This window comes from Sphingobium limneticum (assembly GCF_008710155.1).
Classification (GTDB): Bacteria; Pseudomonadota; Alphaproteobacteria; order Sphingomonadales; family Sphingomonadaceae; genus Sphingobium; species Sphingobium limneticum.
The window spans coordinates 40829-61270 of the sequence record NZ_VYPZ01000016.1 but is presented as its reverse complement, the minus strand read 5'-3'; the positions used below and the strand labels follow the sequence as shown (position 1 = coordinate 61270).

Here is a 20442-nt window from a genome sequence, read left to right as displayed (position 1 = left end):
TACGACGCGACTGACAATGCCCTTGCAAAGCAAGACGCGCACCCCACCGTCAGCGCCTGCGCTGCGGGAGTTTCCTTATGTCCGCGACCAAAATCCTCTGGGGCCAGGTTCTGATTGTCGCCCTCATTGTGCTGGCTTCGGTCTGGGGGGCCACGCAATGGACCGCATGGCAGTTGGGTTATCAGCCCGAACTGGGACGACCATGGCTTGTCCTTATGGGGCATCCGATCTACGCGCCGCCCGCATTCTTCTGGTGGTGGTATTTCTTCGACGCCTACGCCCCCAAGATCTTTTATCAGGGCGCTGTCATCGCCTCCGCAGGCGGATTTGCGTCGACCGCCGTCGCGGTCGGCATGTCTGTATGGCGTGCCCGTGAGGCGAAGAATGTCACGACCTACGGGTCGGCGCGCTGGGCGACGCCTGGCGAATTACGAACCGCCAAATTGCTTGGCGACGATGGCGTCATTCTCGGCCGCTTTCACCAGCGGTATCTGCGCCATGATGGTCCCGAGCATGTGCTGTGTTTTGCGCCGACGCGGTCCGGTAAGGGGGTCGGCCTCGTCATCCCGACCCTGCTTACCTGGCCGGGCGCCTGTATTGTTCACGACATCAAGGGCGAAAATTTCGGACTGACGGCGGGGTGGCGCAACCGGTTCAGCCACGTCCTGCGCTTCGACCCCACCGATATCAGCTCGGATGCATATAACCCTCTGCTCGAAGTCCGCCGCGGCCCCTCCGAAGTGCGCGACGTGCAGAACATCGCAGATATTCTGGTCGATCCCGAGGGCGCACTCGAAAAACGCAATCACTGGGAGAAAACCAGTCACGCCTTGCTCGTCGGCGCGATCCTGCACGTCCTCTATGCCGAAGCCGACAAGACGTTGGCGGGCGTTGCCAACTTCCTTTCGGATCCCAGGCGTCCCATCGATACGACGCTGCGCGCCATGATGACGACTCCGCATCTCGGCGATGACGGCGTTCATCCCGTCGTTGCGTCGGCCGCGCGCGAATTGTTGAACAAAAGCGAAAACGAGCGATCGGGCGTGCTGTCGACCGCGATGTCGTTCCTCGGCCTCTACCGCGACCCTGTCGTCGCGCGCGTGACGCGCCGATGCGATTGGCGGATTTCTGATCTTGTTGATCGGCGAGACCCGGTCACGCTCTATCTGATTGTCCCGCCATCCGACATCTCGCGAACCAAGCCCCTGATCCGGCTGATCCTTAATCAGGTCGGGCGACGCCTGACCGAGGACCTTGCCGCCAAGGGACGGCGCCACCGCCTGCTGTTGATGCTCGACGAGTTCCCCGCGCTCGGTCGCCTGGACTTTTTCGAGTCGGCGCTTGCCTTCATGGCTGGCTACGGCATCCGCAGCTTCCTTATCGCTCAAAGTCTCAACCAGATCGAAAAGGCTTACGGGCCGAACAATGCGATCCTCGACAACTGCCATGTGCGAGTGAGTTTCGCGACCAACGACGAGCGCACCGCCAAACGTGTAAGCGATGCCTTGGGAACCGCGACCGAGATCCGCGATGCCCGCAACTATGCCGGCCATCGTCTGTCGCCCTGGCTCGGCCATTTGATGGTTTCGCGTCAGGAAACAGCGCGGCCGCTGCTCACCCCGGGCGAAATCATGCAGCTCCCGCCGAGCGATGCGATCGTGCTCGTTTCAGGACTCTTCCCGGTCCGGGCGACGAAGGCGCGCTACTATGAGGACCGCCAACTCAAGGCGCGACTACTGCCTCCTCCCACCGAACCGACCCAGCGCGAGGAGGTTGGCGCGCAGAGCGATGATTGGAGCGCGCTGGCGCCGCTGCCATTTGCGCCGACCGCGGCAAGGACCTCAGGGGATGATGCCATCGATGGCGACGCCGACGATTCTGCCAATGCCGGAATCCGGCGGGAGCCGGAAATTCCCGCGCATGAGGCAATAGCGCCGGAGACACCGCTGCCCGTGCGCGAGTTCGACGCCCTGGACGACGAACCTGACGACAACGCCCTTCGCGCTCAGACGCTGCAGGCGCGAATGCGTGGCATGGCGCGCCAGGCTTCTCTCGATCCTGATGATGGGATCGTATTGTGAAGCCGCCTCCCAGAATCAAACAGACATTCCGCCTTCCCGCTGAGCTGAGCCGGGATTTGGCTGACTATGCCCGGCGTCGGCGGGTCGCCCAGGGCGACGTGGTGCAAGCCGCATTGTCATCCCACCTATCACCAGACGGCGCCGACCGCCTGGAGGCGGCGCTGGCGAGACGGCTCGATCGCATGACCCGCCAGATCGACCGGCTTGAGCGCCACATCATGATCAGCAACGAAACATTGGCTCTTTTTGTGCGCTTCTGGCTGACGGCCGTGCCGCCGCTCCCCGACTCAGCCCAAGCGGCAGCTCAGGCAAAGGGCCGCGAACGCTTCGAGGGCTTTGTTGAAACCCTGGGGCGACGCCTCGCCAAGGGGCGCAGCTTCGCCGACGAGATCGTTCAGGACGTTCCGGCAACCACGAGCGCAGATCCCGACGAGGAGTGAACCGCCGTTTCCCTGCCATTGTACGCTACAGCCCTACTACGCCCTCAAGCCTATTGAATCAGTACGATATCGCCGCTTCTTGCTCGACCCGTTGACTGTCTCGCCTCCGGCGAGACGCGAAAACGGGACGACGTTCGTGACCACAGTTGCTTTCCGGTCCGAGAGTTTCGCACGCGGCGCACGGATGTTGCGGACCGCGCTGGGCGCCGACATCGCCGGGTATCTCGATGACCCGGGCGTCGTCGAAGTCATGCTCAACCCTGATGGCCGTCTGTGGATCGACCGGCTCGCGGGCGGCTTGGAGGATACCGGCGCGCGCATCAACGCGGCAGACGGCGAGCGCATCGTCAGGCTGGTGGCACACCACGTCGGAGCCGAGGTCCATGGCGGCAACCCGCGGGTCTCCGCCGAACTCCCCGAAACCGGCGAGCGCTTTGAGGGCCTGCTGCCTCCCGTCGTCGCCGCGCCCAGCTTCGCCATCCGTAAGCCCGCCGTCGCCGTCTTCACCCTGACCGATTATGTCGAGGCGGGGATCATGACCGCTGAGCAGGCCGAGAGCCTCCGCGCTGGCGTTTACGCCCGCAAGAACATCTTGGTGGTTGGCGGTACGTCCACCGGCAAAACGACACTCGTCAACGCCTTGCTCGCCGAGGTCGCCAGAACCGGCGACCGGGTGGTGCTTATCGAAGACACCCGCGAATTGCAGTGCGCGGCGCCAAATCTGGTCGCGCTACGGACCAAGGACGGCGCAGCGAGCTTGACCGACCTGGTTCGCTCGGCGCTGCGCCTGCGTCCTGACCGGATCCCGATTGGTGAGGTGCGCGGCGGCGAAGCGCTCGACCTGATCAAAGCGTGGGGCACAGGCCACCCCGGCGGTGTCGGCACCTTACACGCCGGCTCCGCGCTTGGCGCTCTGCGGCGTCTCGAACAGCTCATCCAGGAAGCGGTGATCACAGTGCCGCGCGCGCTGATCGCCGAGACCATTGACCTGATCGCTGTTCTCTCTGGCCGTGGCACCTCCCGCCGGCTCGCCGAGCTCATGCGCGTCGAAGGGCTGACCCCGGAGGGCGACTACCGGCTCATCCACCACCTCCAACCTTCGCCAGGAGACCTGCCATGACCATGTTCCGTCGCTGCTTGACCGGCGCAGCAACCTTCGCGCTGCTCGCGATCACAACCGCACCTGCCTACGCCGCCGGCTCCAACATGCCGTGGGAGGCGCCGCTCCAGTCGATCCTGGAGTCGATTCAGGGACCGGTCGCCAAAATCATCGCGGTGATGATCATCATCGTCACCGGGCTCACGCTCGCTTTTGGCGACACCTCGGGCGGTGCTCGCAAGATGGTCCAGATCGTCTTCGGGCTTTCGATCGCCTTCGCGGCCAGCTCGTTTTTCCTGTCCTTCTTCTCGTTCGGCGGTGGGGCGCTGGTCTGATGCTTGGCGCAGATGAACCCGCCGTCGGCTTCTATGCCCCGGTTCGGCGCAGCCTGACCGAACCGATCCTTCTCGGTGGGGCTCCGCGTTCGCTGGCCATCATCAATGGCACGCTCGCCGCAGCTCTGGGGCTGGGGTTGCGCCTTTGGCTGGCTGGCCTGCTGATCTGGCTCGTCGGGCACATGGCCGCCGTATGGGCAGCGCGGCGCGACCCCGCCTTCGTCGACGTGGTGCGCCGCCACCTTCGCTACCCGACCCATTTCGGCGCGTGAGACCGATCGTGCTGAATCTCTCCGAGTATCGCGGGAAATCCCAAGCTCTCTCCGATTTTCTGCCGTGGGCGGCATTGGTTGCCGAAGGCGTCATCCTCAACAAGGACGGCAGCTTTCAGCGCACTGCCCGGTTCCGCGGTCCGGATCTCGATAGCGCAACACCCGCCGAGTTGGTCTCCACGACCTCACGGCTCAATAATGCCTTGCGGCGTCTTGGCTCCGGATGGGCGATCTTCGTCGAGGCGCAGCGCCATCCGGCCAGTGCCTATCCGCCTGGCACGTTTCCGGACGGCGTCTCCAATCTCGTCGATTTCGAGCGCAGAGCGCAGTTCGACGAAGCCGGCGCGCACTATGAATCGTCCTATTTCCTGTCACTGGTCTGGTTGCCGCCGGCCGAGGACGCCGCCCGCGCCGAGGCCTGGCTGTACGAGGGCCGCGAGCAATCCGGTGTCAACGGTCACGAGCAACTCGCCACCTTCATCGATCGCACCGACCGCGTCCTCAACCTCGTTGACGGGTTCATGCCCGAAACCGCGTGGCTCAGCGACATTGAGACCCTGACCTATCTGCACGCCACGGTCTCGACCCACCGGCATCAAGTCCGCGTGCCTGAAACCCCCATGCACCTCGACGCCATCCTGGCCGATCAAGTGCTCACTGGCGGGCTAGAACCTCGCCTGGGTAAGGCTCACCTGCGCACGCTGACCATCATGGGCTTTCCGTCACAAACCTGGCCGGGCCTGCTAGACGACCTCAACCGCCTTGCCTTCGATTATCGGTGGGTCACCCGGGCGATCTGCCTCGACAAGACCGACGCCGCGAAGGTCCTGGGCCGCATTCGCCGCCAATGGTTCGCCAAGCGCAAATCCATCGCGGCGATGCTCAAGGAGATCATGACGAACGAGGCCTCAGCCCTCATGGACAGCGACGCCGCCAACAAGGCCGCGGACGCCGACATGGCGCTTCAGGAACTCGGCTCTGATCTGGTGGGAGCGGCCTATGTCACCGCAACCGTGACCATCTGGGACGATGACCCTCGCATCGCCGATGAGCGGCTGAGGCTCGTCGAAAAGGTGATCCAGGGCCGCGACTTCACCTGCATGGTCGAGCGCGTCAACGCCGTCGAGGCCTGGCTCGGCAGCCTGCCGGGGCACGTTTATGCCAATGTCCGCCAGCCGCCGGTCTCGACCCTGAACCTCGCGCATATGATGCCGTTCTCCGCAGTCTGGGCTGGACCGAAATGCGACGAGCATTTTGATGCTCCGCCACTCTTTCTGGCCAAGACCGAAGGATCGACGCCATTCCGCTTTTCGCTCCACGTAGGCGACGTCGGCCACACCCTGGTTGTCGGCCCAACGGGCGCCGGCAAGTCGGTGCTACTGGCGCTGATGGCGCTCCAGTTTCGCCGCTATGCCCGGTCGCAGATCTTTGCCTTCGACTTCGGCGGCTCAATCCGGGCAGCCGCGCTGGCGATGAGTGGTGACTGGCACGACCTTGGCGGCTCACTCGCCGAAGACGCGAGCGAACCGGTCGCCTTGCAGCCGCTGGCCGGGATCGATGCGGAAGAAGAACGCGCATGGGCGGCCGAGTGGGTTGCCGCCATCCTGGCCCGCGAGAAGATCGACATTACGCCCGACGTAAAGGAGCATGTCTGGTCGGCGCTCAACAATCTGGCGTCGGCCCCCAAGTCCGAACGCACCCTCACGGGCCTATCGGTCTTGCTCCAGAGCCAGGCGCTTAAACAAGCGCTCAAGCCCTATTGCGTCGGCGGGCCTTGGGGTCGTCTACTCGATGCCGAGACCGAGCGTGTCGGGTCAGCCGACGTGCTCGCCTTCGAAACCGAAGGCCTGATCGGCACGGGCGCCGCCGCAGCCGTGCTTGCCTACCTTTTTCACCGGATCGAACATCGTCTGGATGGTCGTCCGACGCTGATGATCGTCGACGAAGGCTGGCTTGCCCTCGATGACGAAGGCTTTGCCAGCCAGCTCCGCGAATGGCTGAAGACGCTGCGGAAAAAGAACGCGAGCGTGATTTTCGCCACCCAATCGCTCGCCGACATCGACGGTTCGGCGATTGCGCCGGCCATTATCGAAAGCTGCCCGACGCGGCTCTTCCTGCCTAACGAGCGCGCGCTCGAGCCCCAGATCGCGACAATCTACGAACGCTTCGGACTCAACGATCGTCAGATCGAGATCCTCAGCCGCGCCACCCCGAAGCGTGACTATTACTGCCAGTCACGCCGCGGAAATCGTCTGTTCGAGCTGGGTCTGGGCGAGGTGGCGCTCGCCTTCACAGCGGCCTCCAGCAAGGGCGATCAAATCCTCATTGCTCGGCTGATGGCCGAACATGGCCCGACCGGCTTTGCCAAGGCCTGGCTTGAGGCCCGCGGCGTCGCTTGGGCGACCGATCTCATCATCACCCCACAAGAGGAGAAACTGCCATGAAGCTCCAATTCCGTCCGGCATGGACTGCCGGTCTCGCCGCCCTGACATTGGCCACGCTGCCGATGCCATCTCAGGCCCAGATCACTGTCTGGGACCCGACCAACTATACCCAAAACGTCCTGCAGGCCGCGCGCTCGCTCCAGCAGGTCACCAACCAGATCACCTCGCTGCAAAACGAGGCGCAAAGCCTCATCAATCAGGCCCGCAATCTGGCGAGCCTGCCCTATTCCTCGTTGCAAGAACTCCAGCAGTCGGTCGCTAGGACCCAGCAACTGCTGGGGCAGGCGCAGAGCATTGCCTATGACGTGCAGCAGATCGATCGCGCCTTCCAGACCAGCTACGCGCCAGCCAGCGCCTCCAGTTCCGATCAGGCGCTCTTCGCATCGGCCCGCCAGCGTTGGCAGACATCGGTCAGCGCACTTCAGGATGCGATGCGTGTTCAGGCTGGCGTTGTGGGCAATATCGAAACCAACCGCACGCAGATGGCGGCATTGGTAGGTTCCAGCCAGTCCGCCACCGGCGCACTGCAGGCGACCCAAGCCGGCAATCAGATTCTGGCGCTCCAGGCCCAGCAACTGTCCGATCTGACTGCCGCCGTCGCGGCGCAGGGGCGTGCGCAAAACCTCGAAGCGGCGCAGCGCGCGGCGGCTGCGGACCAAGGTCGCGAGCAGCTTCGCCGTTTTCTGACTCCGGGTCAGGGCTACCAGCCCACCGAGGTCACCATGTTCCACGATCGCTGAGCGGGCCGATGCGCTGGCCTGGATTGCTCGCCGACAGGCTCCAGCGACCAAAGCCTGGTCGGATCCTCGTCGTCGGCACTGTCGCGGCGGTGATCGTCGCGATCGCGGTGTGGTTCACGACGGCGGCACGCTCCGACAGGCCGGCCGAAAGAAGCCCCGCCACGACGATCGCGCGCGATCCGCTCGAAGCCGAACTGGTCCGCTGCAACGACCTGGGTTCGCCCGCGATCGATGATCCAGGCTGCAAACGGGCGTGGTCTGAAAATCGCCGCCGGTTTCTCGGCGCCCCCAACACGCAGGCGCCAGCCGTCAACGAACATGCCGGCGCTCCGATTAGCCGACAGGAGCAACGCTGATGCAGGGCACCGGGGTCATCGACCGCTTTCTGGAAGTCTTTACCCGCTATATCGATAGCGGCTTTGGCTTGCTTCAGGGCGAAGTCGCGTGGTTGGCCTCAACCCTTATCGTCATCGACGTAACGCTCGCTGCGCTGTTTTGGGCCTGGGGTGCAGACGAGGATATCCTCGCTCGCCTGGTCAAGAAGACCCTTTTCGTGGGTGCGTTCGCCTTCATTATCGGCAACTGGAACACGCTGGCCCGCATCGTCTTTGAAAGCTTTGCGGGGCTTGGGCTGAAGGCATCGGGCACAGGGCTGACGGCTGCGGAGTTTCTTCGCCCCGGTCGCGTTGCCCAAGTCGGCTTCGATGCCGGCAGGCCCATCCTGGAGTCCATCTCCGGGCTGATGGGCTACATCAGCTTCTTCGAGAATTTCATCCAGATCGTCGTCCTGCTGCTGGCCTGGGCGATCGTGCTGCTGTCTTTCTTCATCCTCGCCATCCAGCTCTTCATCAGCTTGATCGAGTTCAAGCTCGCGACCTTATGCGGCTTCGTGCTCGTGCCCTTTGGCCTGTTCAACAAGACCGCGTTCATGGCTGAACGAGTGCTTGGTCTCGTGATCAGTTCAGGCGTGAAGGTGCTGGTGCTCGCCGTTGTGGTCGGCATCGGATCGACGTTGTTCGGCGAGTTCACGCAAGGTTTTCAGGCCCAGCCCACAATCGAAGACGCGATGGCGCTGGTGCTTGCTGCGCTGTCGCTGCTCGGCCTTGGCATTTTTGGCCCCTCGATCGCCAATGGCATCGTCTCGGGCGGCCCGCAGCTTGGCGCCGGGGCAGCCGTTGGCACTGGACTGGCTGCCGGCGGCGCGCTCCTTGCTGGCGCAGCCGGCGCGCGCATGGCGGGCGGTGCGGCGATGGCGGCCGTGCGGGGCGGAGCCAGTGTCGCTGGCGGCGCTTCGACGGCCTATCAACTTGGAAGCGCCGCAAAAGGGGGCAGCGTTGCGGGCGGACTATCCGGCGTCGCGCAAGCCGGGGCTTCCGCAGCGGCCTCGCCGCTCCGCAGAGCAGCCGCTGAGATGGGGCAGCGCTACCAAGCCGGTGGCCGGGCGGCGTTCGAAGCCATGGGCGGCAAAGTCACCGGAGGGACCGACGCCAGCCCGGCCAACGATGCGGGCTCCGCCTCCGGGGAGCCCGCCTGGGCCAAATCGATGCGTCGACGCCAATCAGCCGCGCACGGCATCCAGACCGCCATCCATGCCGTCCGTGCCGGCGATGGAGGCGGCGCGGGCTCTTCTGTCAGCATTCGAGAGGGTGAATGATGTTCTTCAAACGACCGTCCAGCCGTTACGGCCGGACGCCCGAACCCGAGACCCCTTATCAACGTGCCGCTCAGGCTTGGGATGACCGCATCGGGTCTGCGCGCATCCAGGCTCGCAACTGGCGACTAATGGCGTTCGGCTCGCTGTTCCTGTCTGCCGGCCTGTCCGCTGCCGTCGTTTGGCAAGCCATGTCTGGAACGGTCGTGCCGTGGGTCGTGCAGGTTGACCGGCTCGGGCAAGCCCAAGCGATCTCGCCAGCAGAGACCGGCTATCGGCCGACCGATCCTCAGATCGCTTGGCATCTCGCCCGCTTTATCGAGGAAACCCGCTCAATCCCGGCGGACCCGATCGTGCTGCGCCAGAACTGGCTACGCGCCTACGACTATACGACCGACCAAGGCGCGCTGGCGCTTAACGACTATGCCCGGGTCAACGACCCGTTTGCCAAGGTCGGCCGGGAACAGGTCGCGGTCGATGTCTCCAGCGTCATCCGAGCGTCACCGGGGAGCTTTCGCGTTGCTTGGGTCGAGCGGCGATACGTCGATGGGGCGCTCGCGGCCACCGAGCGCTGGACGGCCATCCTGACCATCACAATCCAAACCCCTCGTGACGTCGAGCGCCTGCGCAAGAATCCGCTCGGTGTGTACGTCCATGCCCTCAATTGGTCGAAGGAGCTCGGCTGATGCGACTGATCCCCGTTACAACCATCATGCTTGCGTCGGTATCGCTCGCGGCCTGTTCGCATACCTGGAAGCCGCCGGAGATCACCTATGATCCTATCGCGGCCCCGCAGCCGGCGACGCCCGAGGTCGAGCCGCCCAAGCCGGTTGAAATCGTGCAGATTCCGACGCCCTTGCCTCTGCCGGGCCAACTTCAGCGCATTCCACCGCCCTCCTCGCCGACACCGGAGCCGGCCGACCCGCGCGCACGGGTCGAAGCCGCAAATGGCGCGGCCCGCATTCAGCCAAGCCGATCCGGCTATTTCAACGCCGTTCAGTTCTATCCCTATTCGGATGGCGCGCTGTACCAAGTGTACACAGCGCCGGGCCAGGTGACCGACATCGCCCTTGAAGCGGGTGAGCAACTGGTTGGCACAGGACCTGTGGCCGCCGGTGACACGGTGCGCTGGATCATCGGTGATACGGAAAGCGGCAGCGGGCCGACCCGAAGGATCCATATCCTTGTCAAGCCGACGCGCGCCGATCTTCAGACCAACTTGGTGATCAATACCGATCGCCGGACGTATCATCTCGAACTGCGGGCGGCCGAGCGCACCTACATGGCCAGTGTTTCCTGGTCTTATCCGCAAGACCAGCTCATCGCCCTACGCCGCCAGAACTCACAAGCGCAGGCCGCGGAGACGGCAGCGACCTCGCCGTTGCCGGCGCTGGAGTCGCTGAACTTTCGCTACCGGATCGAAGGCGACAATCCGGCCTGGCGACCGGTTAGAGCCTTCGACGACGGGCGGCAGGTCTTCATCGAGTTTCCGACCGGCATTGCGCAGGGCGAGATGCCCCCGCTCTGGATCATCGGCGCGCAGGGCGATGCCGAACTGGTGAACTACCGTGTGCGCGGCCGCTACATGGTCATTGACCGTCTCTTTGGCGGCGCTGAGCTTCGCCTGGGCGGAGATCGCCAACGGCGCGTCCGTATCGTTCGCATTGACGCGAGGCCGGCATCGTGACCGGCCCCGTTCCTGAGCAAACGCCGGACGATCCTCCTCGGCCAGAGCGCGAAATCGCCGCTGAGCTGCGTCTTCGGCCCGACCGGCCCAAGGTCGTCCGCCTGTCGCGAAAAGTGCTCGGCCTCATCGCGGGCGTTTCGGCCGTCGCCATCGGCGGATCGTTGATATGGGCGCTGCAATCCAGCCGACCGACAACGACCGCCGAGCTTTATAACACCGACAACAGGACCACGGCCGACGGCCTGTCGCGGCTGCCTACATCCTATGCCGGGGTGCCTCGTGAAGTGCCGCCGCTCGGGCCGCCGCTCCCCGGCGATCTCGGACGCCCCATGCTCAACAACGGCATCCAGCCCGGTCCTATCCCGGGCGCTCCGGCACCCGCGACCGCGACCGCGCCGGATCCGGAAGCCCAGCGCGTTGCGCAGGAGCGTCAGCGGATCGCTCAGGAACGCGAGGCCGCTCGCGCCAGTCGACTGTTCGCGGGGGAATCCCGCACGCCCGGCGGCGGTCCCTCAGCCGGTGGGCTCGAGATGCCGGGAGCGGCGTCGCCGCAACTCGGCGCCCTCGCGGCCGGAAGCGGTCAACCGACACCGCCGCCAAGCGAAGGCGATCGGAGGTCGGCATTCTTGGGCGGTCCCACTGACCGGCGCACGATCAGTACCGAAACGCTTCAGGCCCCGGCGAGTCCCTATACCGTCCAAGCGGGCGCTGTGATTGCCGCAGCGATGGTGACGGGCCTGCGCTCGGACCTGCCCGGCCAGATCACCGCGCAAGTCACCGAGAATGTCTACGATGGCCCCACCGGGCGCATCTTACTCATCCCCCAAGGTGCCCGGCTGATTGGACAGTACGACGCACAGGTCAGTTTCGGCCAATCCCGAGCACTTCTGGTCTGGAACCGCCTGATCCTCCCCAACGGCCGCTCGATCATCCTGGAGCGTCAGCCCGGTGCCGACGCCTCCGGCTATGCCGGACTTGAAGACAAGGTGGACAATCATTGGGGGCAACTTTTCCGCGCCGCGATGCTGTCCACCCTGCTGAGCGTCGGGTCGGAAGCAGGCACATCCTCCGATGAGAGCGACCTGCTTCAGGCGATACGGCGTGGCGGATCCGACAGCATCAGCCAGACAGGACGGCAGATTGTCGGCCGCTCGCTGAATATCCAGCCCACCATCACCATCCGCCCTGGCTTCCCGGTCCGCGTGATCGTCACCCGCGATCTCGTCCTCGAACCCTATAGAGGCTGAACCGATGACAATGCTCAAACTCGGCGCGCTGGTTGATGATCGCCCGGTTCGTCTGACGATCGATCTGCCCGCTGCAATTCACCGTGACCTGGCTGCCTATGCCGACGTCTTGGCGCGGGAGACCGGCACGAAGACCGAGCCGACCAAGTTGATCGCGCCAATGCTAGCGCGGTTCATGGCTTCGGATCGCGCTTTCGCCAAAGCCCGTCGGGCTAAGGCTCAGCCCTCGGGCGACGGCGACGGCTCGACATAGCCGCTCTTGAGGAACGACCAGAACCGCCGCAGCGGTGGGTTATCGTTTCCTGGATCACGGTACGCCGTCAGCGGCACCAGGGCGTCGTCCGCCTCGCTGGCGAGCGGCACCGCCACCACACCTTCAGGCAGCCGCCCCAGATCGGATTCGATCATCAAGGTGATGCCGAGGCCCATGCCCACCATGGATAGCGCCGTCTCCCTGCTGATAAAATGGGACCGGGTAGCGAGGCTCCGACCTGGGCCAGCAAGCCTCGCCGCCAATAGCTGGAGGGCCTCGGGTCCGGCCCCCCGCGCAGATACAAGAAAATCCTCGCCTTCGACATCAGCCCACGCAATGTCGGCGCTCGTGGCCAAGGGATGATCTGCGATCAGGACGACGTGGAGACGCTCGCGCCATAGCGGCATTGGTTCGCCGAATTTGTCGTCGGGCGCGCCCAGCAGCACGGCCATGTCGATTGCCCGCGAACTTATGCCCTCAACCATCTGCGATCGATCCCCCTCCACGATCTGGAGATCGACCTCGGGATGTTCCGCTGTGTAGGCGGCAAGCGCGTCGCGCAGGCGTCCCGTCGAGAGCGAAGTATAGAGGCCGAGCGTCAACCGGCCGGCGACACCGCGGCTGATGGCCCCGGCATTGGCGACCGCGAGATCCAGCACGCGCAGCGCCTCACGGGCCTGGTCGAAAAAGATCAGGCCCGCTTGGGTCGGCTCCACACCCTCCGAAGAGCGGTGGAACAACGACACGGTGAGAACGTCTTCGAGTGTGCGCAGCCGGTGGCTCAGTGCCGACTCGCTGATGCCGATCACGGAGGCGGCGCGGCGAAGACTTCGATGTTCGGCAATGGAAAGCGCCAAGCGAATGGACGCCAGATCGAGGCCAAGGCGGCGACTGGGTTTTACGCCAGCCGTCATTTGATACCCAAGATCGACATCGCCAGCTTACTCATACACGCCAATTATCAGCACGATAATTTTGCGATGCTTAAGGGTTGATGACCTTTACTCGATACTTTTGTCGATGAACCCCAAAGTGTTAGCGTTCTCGATGAGCGTGCGGACTTTTGCCCGATCGAGGCCTCCCGGCACCTCCGCATCAATCTCCAGCTTCAGCGTCACTTCGCTGCCCGGGATCGTCGTGAGTTGCTCCACGATCGCTTCAACGATCTGATGGATTTCGCGCGCCGGTCGCTCGGCCGAGATCATGACGGTCCCGAAAAACCGGGTCGGCTTACGCTCCGGTGCCGGGGCATCCGGCGTTCCATCCGAAGGACCAGCGGCCGGGGGCACACCTTCTGGACTGGCGGGAGCGCCTGCAACGGGGGGCGGGCCGGGCTGCACCGGCGCCGGACGATGCGCTTCAACGATGTCAGGTTTGATGATGACACTGTCGCTGTCGATCACAACGGCGGCGTTGGTGGCGCGCTCGATCGCGATCCTCGAGTCCGGGGAAAAGCGGAGATTGGTTGAAGCGCTCTTCGCAAACGGCCGAAAGCGCGGGCAATCCTGAAAACGGCGGCGCCTGAACGAGTTCGGCCGGCAGCCGCTGGAGGTCCGCGGTCTTTCGTTTGACCCAGTCGTGGAGATGGCTCCACCGTATCAGCGTCTGCATACTGAGCGCGTAGGTCAGCGTTTCAACCGGCGCCCACTCCCCCATCAAGTTCACCCAGTGCCCGCACTCCTCCCAGATGCGGATCGGGTATCGAACCAGCAGCGTCCTCACCCGACGGCCGTCCTCCGCTGACAGCACGACGCCCGATGGCAGAGTCGCGAGCCACTGCATCGCGAGATCCACGAACGGACGATCTGCTACGCCGATCCGATGCCAGAGCGTGAGATCGGCGACCGACCCACGGATCAATGCTGCGCCAGGGACATCCTCTTCATCACCGGTGAGGAACACCGAAGGTGTAGTCACCCAAGCGCCATCTTGCGACAGGATCAGCTTCTCGGCCTTGAATACCTCCCTGATATTCTGGGCGTCAGCGGTCGAGCAGGTGTCCAGCATCTGGTCCAATCGCCGATACCATTTCTCGACCTCCTGAACCGGCGGCTTGGTGGATTTGGCAAGCGCGCGCAGCCGGTCGAGTAGCCTGGCAGGCCCGGTCGGCGATCGCCGAACACCAAGCAAATCCAAGAGGGGGCGTGTTGATTCTCGATCGAGCAGACCATGAACGAACGGCTCGACGTCGATGAGCGACTCTGTCTCGGACGTGCGGCGCAGCAGCTCGGACGGAACCTGGACCACATTGCGGGTATCTGGGAGGCACGGCTTGTCACGAAGTTTGAGCAGCCATTCGGACAGCAGTGGGTCGGATGTCAGCGATCGCGTGCTGCCAGTGGTGGCCACCTGCAGAATACGGGCGCTGGAGCACCGCGACCAATATCCTTCGCGTTGGCCAAGGATGCGGGCGGCCACCTTGGCCCAGACGCCCGGATCCGTGGTGGCCGACGCCTCCCAATGCTTCCAGTACGACGCCTCGAAATCCCAATCTTCGATGACAAAATTGTCCGTGACGTAGGGATAATACAGCGCACTCTTCAGGCCCCTGGCCTGGGCTTCCGCCAGATGCCGCGAGCGCGAGTAAATCGATCCCCGCCTGGCCACAAAAGGCGCGAATGTCTGGAGGCCAGAGCGACCTGAACCGACCCAACGCTGCCAGTCTTCCCGCGTGCAGGAGGTGAAGCTCGACATGTAGTCGGGGTGCAGAAGCTGGGTTTCCTGGACAGCCTCCGGAAGCAGATCTTCGAGCGTGCCATCATCATCGATGAGGACCGTCTTGGCTATAGGACGAAGCTTCCGATCTGCGCAGGCGTATCGAAAGGATGCCCCCGCCGTCGCACCCAGCTTGGCCGCAATCTGGGCGATCTGTACGCACTCGGTCATCTTGGGCTGACCGGTATTGAAGTAGTCGGCGGCCACTCTTTCGACGACAGCGTTAACATCGCTGGTGTCGGAAAGGCCGATCTTCGCGAGAACGGCAAACGCCGTTTCCACGACGTCGGAGCTTGTGCCTGCGCCATCGCCCTTGTCACGGCGCTGATCGGCGAGAAAACGCGTCCAATTCTGGTTCAGGACAATCAAATGCGCGGCGAGGAACTCCCAGTCGTCGTCAGACTGAAGAAGCTTCTTCTCACCAAGCCGGACAACCTCGGATGCCGAATAGAGGACCTCCTTACCCTGGACGGGAACGATCCTGAGGCGATCGGCATCCCGGCACTGATAACCGGTGACGTCAGGAGCGATGTAGGACCACAGGTTCAGCAAATTACGCCAGGTCGCCGGGCGGGGCAGATGGTTCGTCCGCAGGCGGTCGAGCAGGTCAGCTTTCGCGAAAGCATCGACCAAGCCCCAGTTTACAAGCTTTGTGCGATCCTTGGCTGAGACGTGACGGCAAAGCGCCGGCCTCGACTTCTTGTCGAGTAATGCCATCGCTTGGTCGGCAGGCCATATCTCAAAGATCGGCAAGGGCATGACGATCGCGCTCTTGGCAGGCAAGAGTTGGCCGTCTTCCGTCAACAGGATCGGTTGCTCCGCCACGACTTCGTCAAAAGCCAGCTCGACAATCGCTCCACATGAGCCTTCGAGGGTGGCTGCTTCGCGATCCACGTCCGGCATCAGCCCATAGGCTGTCGCGCGATCCAGCGGGCTGGTGGTGGTCTGCTCAAGCCACTGCATCATCGCCCGGCCCGCCAGTTCACCGGCGCGCTTGAGCAGCCAACGGTTGGTCGGCGAAGTTTCTGGATCCTTGATCTTCAGGCGCGCCGGATCCTGGATAAACGGCGCGTTGCAGGCGAATGGGAGCGTCGTCTCCACGCCGGTTGGCAACACGACATACAGCCTGCCCTTGGCGCCGAGGACGATTTCGATCCGGCACGGGGGAAAATCCCCGCCATCCTCGGCCCCCAGCATTCGCTCCTGGCGGATTTCCTCGAGCGCCTCGGCCGGGAAGGCCTCCTCATCCGAGCGAACGAGCAAAAATGGCTCGTCAGCCTTCGCATCGAGCGCCATCCACTCGCTACTGGGGATGGGGCCTGGTCCAAAGCTATCCCACTGGACGGCCTTGTCACCAATCTGAAGCCGGCGAATATTCTTGAAGAACAGCAGCGACACCGGGCTTTTCAGCCATTCCTCCAGGTTCTTCTCGACATCACGCCGCAAAAAGGCGTTGGCGATCGCGACCTCGACACGCGTTCCACCCAAGGACAGTTCTTGCTCATCGACCCAATGCGGCTCGGTGAACCGGTCGCGCTCGAACGCGACGGCCAGGGTCGGGGTGTAAAGCTCGACCCTGTCGCCGAGACTGAAGGTGCTTTTGAAGCCTATTCCGCGAAAACCGATCGTGTGCAGCGCTCGCTTGTTGGAATAGCCAAAGCGGCAAATCGAAGCGAAGTGGGCCTCGATGAAATCCTCGCCATTGTGCTGAAAAATAAAGCGATCATTCTCGATCGAGACCCGCGCCTCACTGGCGCCGGCATCGTCCGCGTTCTGCAGCAGCTCCGAGAGGATATGACGCGGGCTCTGCACCTGTTTGAAAAGCTGATGCCATGGGCCAGCCAGTTCGGGATCCGCTTCAAGCTGGTCCCATCGTTTGGCTGCGCGGTCCTTGATCGGCTGAAAATAGCCCGGTGGCGCGGCGGACCTGGCCGCGCCCTTGCGTTCCGAGATCATTGGGGCGCCTCCGCCCGCTCCAGCAAACGCGCCAGATGGAACTGGATGGCGGTATGCTCGAAGGACGGCTCGTGATCTGAAAGCGCCCCATGGACATAACGCGGGTCGCGCGCAGTACCATCTTCGACCTGTACGATGGCGAGGATGTACTTGTCCGGTTCATGAAGCGAAGTGATCACCTCCTGGCGGGTGATCATCACGGTGTCCGCGCCGTGAACCCGCCCCTTTACCTCGATAAACCGCAAGTGCTTGGTGCGTGGGTCATAGGACGCGATATCGTACCCGATTTTCTGCGCCGACACGTCGCTGGGCACATTGCCGAGTGCCCGCTCCGTCGCAATGACCGCGTCCATTGCAGCCAGCTCGATAGCGCGGCGCGCGTCAGCGTCGGCCGAGAACGGGGGTGGCGCTCCCTCGGCAGGAGTGGCACCCGGAATGCCGCGAGCGTCGAGAAGGCCGCGCGGGACGACAACCATCCCGCCCCGAACCCTCGGGGGCTGCGATGATATGAACCGCTCTTGTTCGAGCTGATCCATGCGACGCTTCTGGCGCTCGGCTAGGTCTTCAGCGCGCCGCTGGGCGTTTTGCCAGCTCAAGCGCGTCTTCTTACCCGCCTTCTCTTCTTCCTTCAGTTCAAACGCGCGCGAGTCCCAGTAGTTGATCTCCTTCTTGAGGCGGGCGCGCACTTCGCGCTCGACCTTCTCGATCTCGGGCAAGCGGCGCGCCTTGATCTCGGCCACATGCGCCTGCGCCAGCTCGACAGTGGCGAACCGCACGGCCGTTTTTTCCAGCTCAGTCGTCAGCCAGTCCTCAAGGAGGACGTCCTGCACGCTGGCGATCTCCTCAGGGGTGGCAGGGCGCAGGTTGAGGTGCGGCGCGATACCGGCGTTGACGGCCTCCCCCGCCTTGTTGATCGAGGCGAATTGAAGCTTCTGCGACACCACATGCGGCTTGCCCGCGCTGGTCGCCAGGCCATCTTGAATGCTGTGCTCAAGAAGGAAGACCGCAGACAGGTCAGTCCCAGCATCAAGGTCGTCGACCAAGATCGCGCCCTGACGCATGATCTGCTCATATTGCTCGCGCACGATGCTGATCACCGCTTCGAGCAACGGATGACCCGGGCACACAAATGTCGCGACCGGTTGCTGGTTGATCCGGCCCTTTTCGAAACAGATGCGCTCATACTTCTTCTGGATCGGCGCGCCGGTGCCGATCTGGCGATCCCGCTCGCGGATCCGGACCGGGACATGAGTGATCTCCCAACGCCCCTCTTCCCGGCGCTTCATCTTGCCGCCCAAATGCTGGAAAGCTTCAACGAAGAAGCTTTGGACATGGTGCGGTTGCAGCCGCTGAGCCTCGGCGCGCTCCATCTCCAGCCGCAGCTCCTCGACCTTGGCCTCGGGCATGGTGTCGTTCGTCAGCGCACGCCGCTGGAGCAACTCAAGCAGGTGCCCTTGATCGACCGCGCCATCGACCTGGCGGAATAGCCTGGCTTTGACGTCCTCCTGCTCGCCATACTGGATGGCCTGAAACAGGAGATCCTTGAGCGCGACACCCTCGAAAAGTTCGCCCAGGACATCATAGACCCGGCCGCCCAAGGCTTCCCGCGCCGCCTCGAGCTTCTCGAGAAGCCGAGCGTATACCTCGCCTTCGCGGGTATCGGCCGCGACGAGGTTCCACAGGTGGCAGACTTCGGTCTGGCCGATCCGGTGGATGCGGCCGAAACGCTGTTCGATCTTGTTGGGATTCCAGGGCAGGTCGTAGTTGACCATCAGGTGGCCGCGCTGAAGGTTCACACCTTCGCCGGCTGCGTCGTTGGCAATCAGCACCAGCATGTCGCGGTCCTGCATGAACCGCTCGATGACCTTGCGCCGCTCTTCCCGCGACACGCCGCCATGGATCACATCGACCGCATCAGGATTGCCGAGCCGAGCGCGGACCTTGTCGACCAAGTAATGGAGCGTGTCCTTCGGCTCGGTGAAGATGATCAGCTTGCGACGATTGCCGTCGGCATCGACCATGAGGTCATCGTCGAGGATACGATTGAGCTGCGTCCACTTGGCGTCGAGGCCAGAACGCAGGACCCCTAGCGCCATGGTCTCCAGGCCTTTGAGCGTCTCAACTTCGAGCGCGAGCTGCTCGACCGTCTCCGCGGTCGTCGCGCCAGTCGCGATCAGGTCTTCGAGGTCGTCAATCTCGTCCTGGCCATATTCCTCGATATTCTTGAGGATGTCGGCATTGACGTCCGGCGCGGCAAAGCCCGCACGGCGGCCCTTGGCGGCAAGCCGAGCCTCCCCGAGTTCGTTTTCAAGCCGCTCGCGCCGGCGCTTGAGCGACTGGTAGATCGCCGCTGGTGATGAGGCGAGGCGCCGCTGGAGAATCTGCAGGGCGAAGCCGACATTGTTGCGCTTCTTTCCGTCTCCTTCGGCGAAGCGCTGCACCCGATTCATCTCGGTACGCACATACTCGGTGACGGCGGTGTAGAGCGCCGCCTCCAGCTCGGAGAGCTGATATTTGACAGTGTACGCCCGGCGTTCCGGAAACAGCGGTCGACCGTCGAAGCGGAGCAATTCCTCCTTGGTGAGGCGGCGCATCATGTCGGCGGTGTCGGCGTAGTGAACGCCGTCGCGGAAGCGTCCCTCAAAACGGTCCCCGTCGAGGAGCGCCATGAAAAGCTGAAAATCCTCCTCCTTGCCGTTGTGCGGCGTGGCCGACATCAGCAGTAGGTGGCGACACGCTTCGCCGAGCTTCTGACCAACCTGATAGCGTTTGGTGTATTTAACGTCGCCGCCGAAATAGGTCGCCGACATGCGATGCGCTTCATCGCAGATGATAAGGTCCCACTCGCGGGCGCTCGCCAGCTTTTCCTGCAACTCCTCGTTCCGCGCCAGGACATCGAGGCGAACGATCAGCCGGTTGCGGTCCTCGAACGGATTACCTGACCGTGACGTCTCGATCATGTCCCGGGTCAGGATGTCGAATTCGAGATTGAACTTCTGACCCAGCTCGTCCTGCCATTGCTCCACCAGGCTGCCCGGCGCCACCACAAGACAGCGCTCGAGATCACTGCGCGCGATCAACTCCTTGATCAGCAGGCCGGCCATGATCGTCTTGCCCGCCCCGGGATCGTCGGCCAGCAGGAAGCGTAGTGGCTGGCGCGGCAGCATCTCGCCATAGACGGCCGAGATCTGGTGCGGCAGCGGATCGACCAGACTCGTGTGGATGGCCAGATAGGGATCAAAAAAATGGGCGAGCTTGATCCGGTTGGCCTCGGTCACCAGTCGAAGCAGCGCACCATCGCCGTCGAAAGACCAAGGCCGCCCGTTGACCTCGACTTCGAGCCGGTACTCGTCGTCGCGATAGAGCACGGCTTCGGCAACGGCACCGTTCAGATCGCGGTAGACGACGTTGATCGCCTGATCGCCGATCCAGTCGACAGACAGGATCTGGGCCGCCTGGGGTGAGGCGATGCCGCGCACCGACGCGCCATTCCGAATCTCTTCAAGCCTTGCCATATCTACC

Annotated in this window: 18 protein-coding genes; 14 read left to right on the top strand and 4 right to left on the bottom strand. The window is 63.6% G+C overall.

The features are described from left to right. Positions 1–77 precede the first annotated feature (77 nt). The 13 genes from F4U94_RS16880 (at position 78) to F4U94_RS16820 (ending at position 12249) form a co-directional block, all read left to right on the top strand. A complete protein-coding gene (locus tag F4U94_RS16880) occupies positions 78–2081 on the top strand; it encodes a conjugal transfer protein TraG (protein ID WP_150412035.1) in 2004 nt (667 codons plus the stop codon). 56 nt (positions 2082–2137) lie between these two features. Further along, positions 2138–2521, top strand: coding sequence for a CopG family transcriptional regulator (locus tag F4U94_RS16875; protein WP_249042073.1), 384 nt, complete (start codon positions 2138–2140; stop codon positions 2519–2521). 184 nt (positions 2522–2705) lie between these two features. Continuing rightward, on the top strand, positions 2706–3641 hold the full coding sequence (gene trbB, locus F4U94_RS16870; protein ID WP_211363309.1) for a P-type conjugative transfer ATPase TrbB: 936 nt from the start codon (positions 2706–2708) through the stop codon (positions 3639–3641). A 2-nt stretch (positions 3642–3643) separates the two neighbouring features. Then, complete coding sequence (locus tag F4U94_RS16865) at positions 3644–3955, top strand: TrbC/VirB2 family type IV secretion system protein (RefSeq protein WP_234803422.1); 312 nt, start codon at positions 3644–3646, stop codon at positions 3953–3955. Then, positions 3955–4227 (top strand): VirB3 family type IV secretion system protein, encoded by a 273-nt coding sequence (locus tag F4U94_RS16860; RefSeq protein ID WP_011157784.1) that lies wholly within the window; start codon positions 3955–3957, stop codon positions 4225–4227. The genes F4U94_RS16865 and F4U94_RS16860 overlap by 1 nt, the downstream gene beginning before the upstream one ends. A gap of 8 nt (positions 4228–4235) precedes the next feature. Then, positions 4236–6671, top strand: coding sequence for a conjugal transfer protein TrbE (gene trbE / locus F4U94_RS16855; protein WP_150412032.1), 2436 nt, complete (start codon positions 4236–4238; stop codon positions 6669–6671). After that, positions 6668–7411 (top strand): P-type conjugative transfer protein TrbJ, encoded by a 744-nt coding sequence (gene trbJ / locus F4U94_RS16850; protein WP_150412031.1) that lies wholly within the window; start codon positions 6668–6670, stop codon positions 7409–7411. The genes trbE and trbJ overlap by 4 nt, the downstream gene beginning before the upstream one ends. Before the next feature lie 8 nt (positions 7412–7419). After that, complete coding sequence (gene trbK-alt / locus F4U94_RS16845; RefSeq protein ID WP_011157781.1) at positions 7420–7767, top strand: putative entry exclusion protein TrbK-alt; 348 nt, start codon at positions 7420–7422, stop codon at positions 7765–7767. Continuing rightward, positions 7767–9065: a P-type conjugative transfer protein TrbL gene (trbL, locus tag F4U94_RS16840; protein ID WP_011157780.1), complete on the top strand. Its 1299-nt coding sequence runs from the start codon at positions 7767–7769 to the stop codon at positions 9063–9065. The genes trbK-alt and trbL overlap by 1 nt, the downstream gene beginning before the upstream one ends. Further along, positions 9065–9748 carry a conjugal transfer protein TrbF gene (gene trbF, locus F4U94_RS16835; RefSeq protein ID WP_428842952.1) on the top strand — a complete coding sequence of 228 codons (684 nt, stop codon included), beginning with the start codon at positions 9065–9067 and terminating at the stop codon, positions 9746–9748. Before trbL ends, trbF begins: the two co-directional genes overlap by 1 nt. Next, positions 9748–10749, top strand: a complete 1002-nt coding sequence (trbG, locus tag F4U94_RS16830; protein ID WP_150412030.1) for a P-type conjugative transfer protein TrbG — start codon at positions 9748–9750, stop codon at positions 10747–10749. Before trbF ends, trbG begins: the two co-directional genes overlap by 1 nt. Then, entirely contained in the window at positions 10746–11996 is a 1251-nt protein-coding gene (locus F4U94_RS16825; protein ID WP_249042072.1) for a TraB/TrbI/VirB10 family type IV secretion system protein, read from the top strand. The genes trbG and F4U94_RS16825 overlap by 4 nt, the downstream gene beginning before the upstream one ends. A gap of 4 nt (positions 11997–12000) precedes the next feature. After that, positions 12001–12249 (top strand): DUF2274 domain-containing protein, encoded by a 249-nt coding sequence (locus F4U94_RS16820; protein ID WP_150412029.1) that lies wholly within the window; start codon positions 12001–12003, stop codon positions 12247–12249. On the opposite strand, the gene F4U94_RS16815 is transcribed toward F4U94_RS16820, so the two are convergent. Continuing rightward, a complete protein-coding gene (locus F4U94_RS16815; protein WP_249042071.1) occupies positions 12216–13058 on the bottom strand; it encodes a LysR family transcriptional regulator in 843 nt (280 codons plus the stop codon). The genes F4U94_RS16820 and F4U94_RS16815 overlap by 34 nt on opposite strands. Before the next feature lie 24 nt (positions 13059–13082). On the opposite strand from F4U94_RS16815, the gene F4U94_RS24425 reads away from it, so the two are divergent. Then, positions 13083–13244, top strand: a complete 162-nt coding sequence (locus F4U94_RS24425) for a hypothetical protein (protein WP_170271950.1) — start codon at positions 13083–13085, stop codon at positions 13242–13244. Positions 13245–13250: 6 nt separating this feature from the next. On the opposite strand, the gene F4U94_RS16810 is transcribed toward F4U94_RS24425, so the two are convergent. From F4U94_RS16810 to F4U94_RS16800, 3 genes are read right to left on the bottom strand one after another with little or no spacing between them, the layout of a single operon-like run. Then, positions 13251–13652: a hypothetical protein gene (locus tag F4U94_RS16810; protein WP_249042070.1), complete on the bottom strand. Its 402-nt coding sequence runs from the start codon at positions 13650–13652 to the stop codon at positions 13251–13253. Beyond that, positions 13618–16920 (bottom strand): ATP-binding protein, encoded by a 3303-nt coding sequence (locus tag F4U94_RS16805; RefSeq protein ID WP_249042069.1) that lies wholly within the window; start codon positions 16918–16920, stop codon positions 13618–13620. The genes F4U94_RS16810 and F4U94_RS16805 overlap by 35 nt, the downstream gene beginning before the upstream one ends. Further along, positions 16917–20435: a protein NO VEIN domain-containing protein gene (locus tag F4U94_RS16800; RefSeq protein WP_150412027.1), complete on the bottom strand. Its 3519-nt coding sequence runs from the start codon at positions 20433–20435 to the stop codon at positions 16917–16919. The genes F4U94_RS16805 and F4U94_RS16800 overlap by 4 nt, the downstream gene beginning before the upstream one ends. Positions 20436–20442 lie beyond the last annotated feature (7 nt).

Coding starts and splice junctions, on each gene's coding strand:
- F4U94_RS16880 (WP_150412035.1), top strand. CDS start 78: ATGTCCGCGACCAAAATCCTCTGGGGCCAGGTTCTGATTGTCGCCCTC.
- trbB (WP_211363309.1), top strand. CDS start 2,706: ATGTTGCGGACCGCGCTGGGCGCCGACATCGCCGGGTATCTCGATGAC.
- F4U94_RS16865 (WP_234803422.1), top strand. CDS start 3,644: ATGTTCCGTCGCTGCTTGACCGGCGCAGCAACCTTCGCGCTGCTCGCG.
- F4U94_RS16860 (WP_011157784.1), top strand. CDS start 3,955: ATGCTTGGCGCAGATGAACCCGCCGTCGGCTTCTATGCCCCGGTTCGG.
- trbJ (WP_150412031.1), top strand. CDS start 6,668: ATGAAGCTCCAATTCCGTCCGGCATGGACTGCCGGTCTCGCCGCCCTG.
- trbK-alt (WP_011157781.1), top strand. CDS start 7,420: ATGCGCTGGCCTGGATTGCTCGCCGACAGGCTCCAGCGACCAAAGCCT.
- trbL (WP_011157780.1), top strand. CDS start 7,767: ATGCAGGGCACCGGGGTCATCGACCGCTTTCTGGAAGTCTTTACCCGC.
- trbF (WP_428842952.1), top strand. CDS start 9,065: ATGTTCTTCAAACGACCGTCCAGCCGTTACGGCCGGACGCCCGAACCC.
- trbG (WP_150412030.1), top strand. CDS start 9,748: ATGCGACTGATCCCCGTTACAACCATCATGCTTGCGTCGGTATCGCTC.
- F4U94_RS16820 (WP_150412029.1), top strand. CDS start 12,001: ATGACAATGCTCAAACTCGGCGCGCTGGTTGATGATCGCCCGGTTCGT.
- F4U94_RS24425 (WP_170271950.1), top strand. CDS start 13,083: ATGTTCGGCAATGGAAAGCGCCAAGCGAATGGACGCCAGATCGAGGCC.
- F4U94_RS16805 (WP_249042069.1), bottom strand. CDS start 16,920: ATGATCTCGGAACGCAAGGGCGCGGCCAGGTCCGCCGCGCCACCGGGC.
- F4U94_RS16800 (WP_150412027.1), bottom strand. CDS start 20,435: ATGGCAAGGCTTGAAGAGATTCGGAATGGCGCGTCGGTGCGCGGCATC.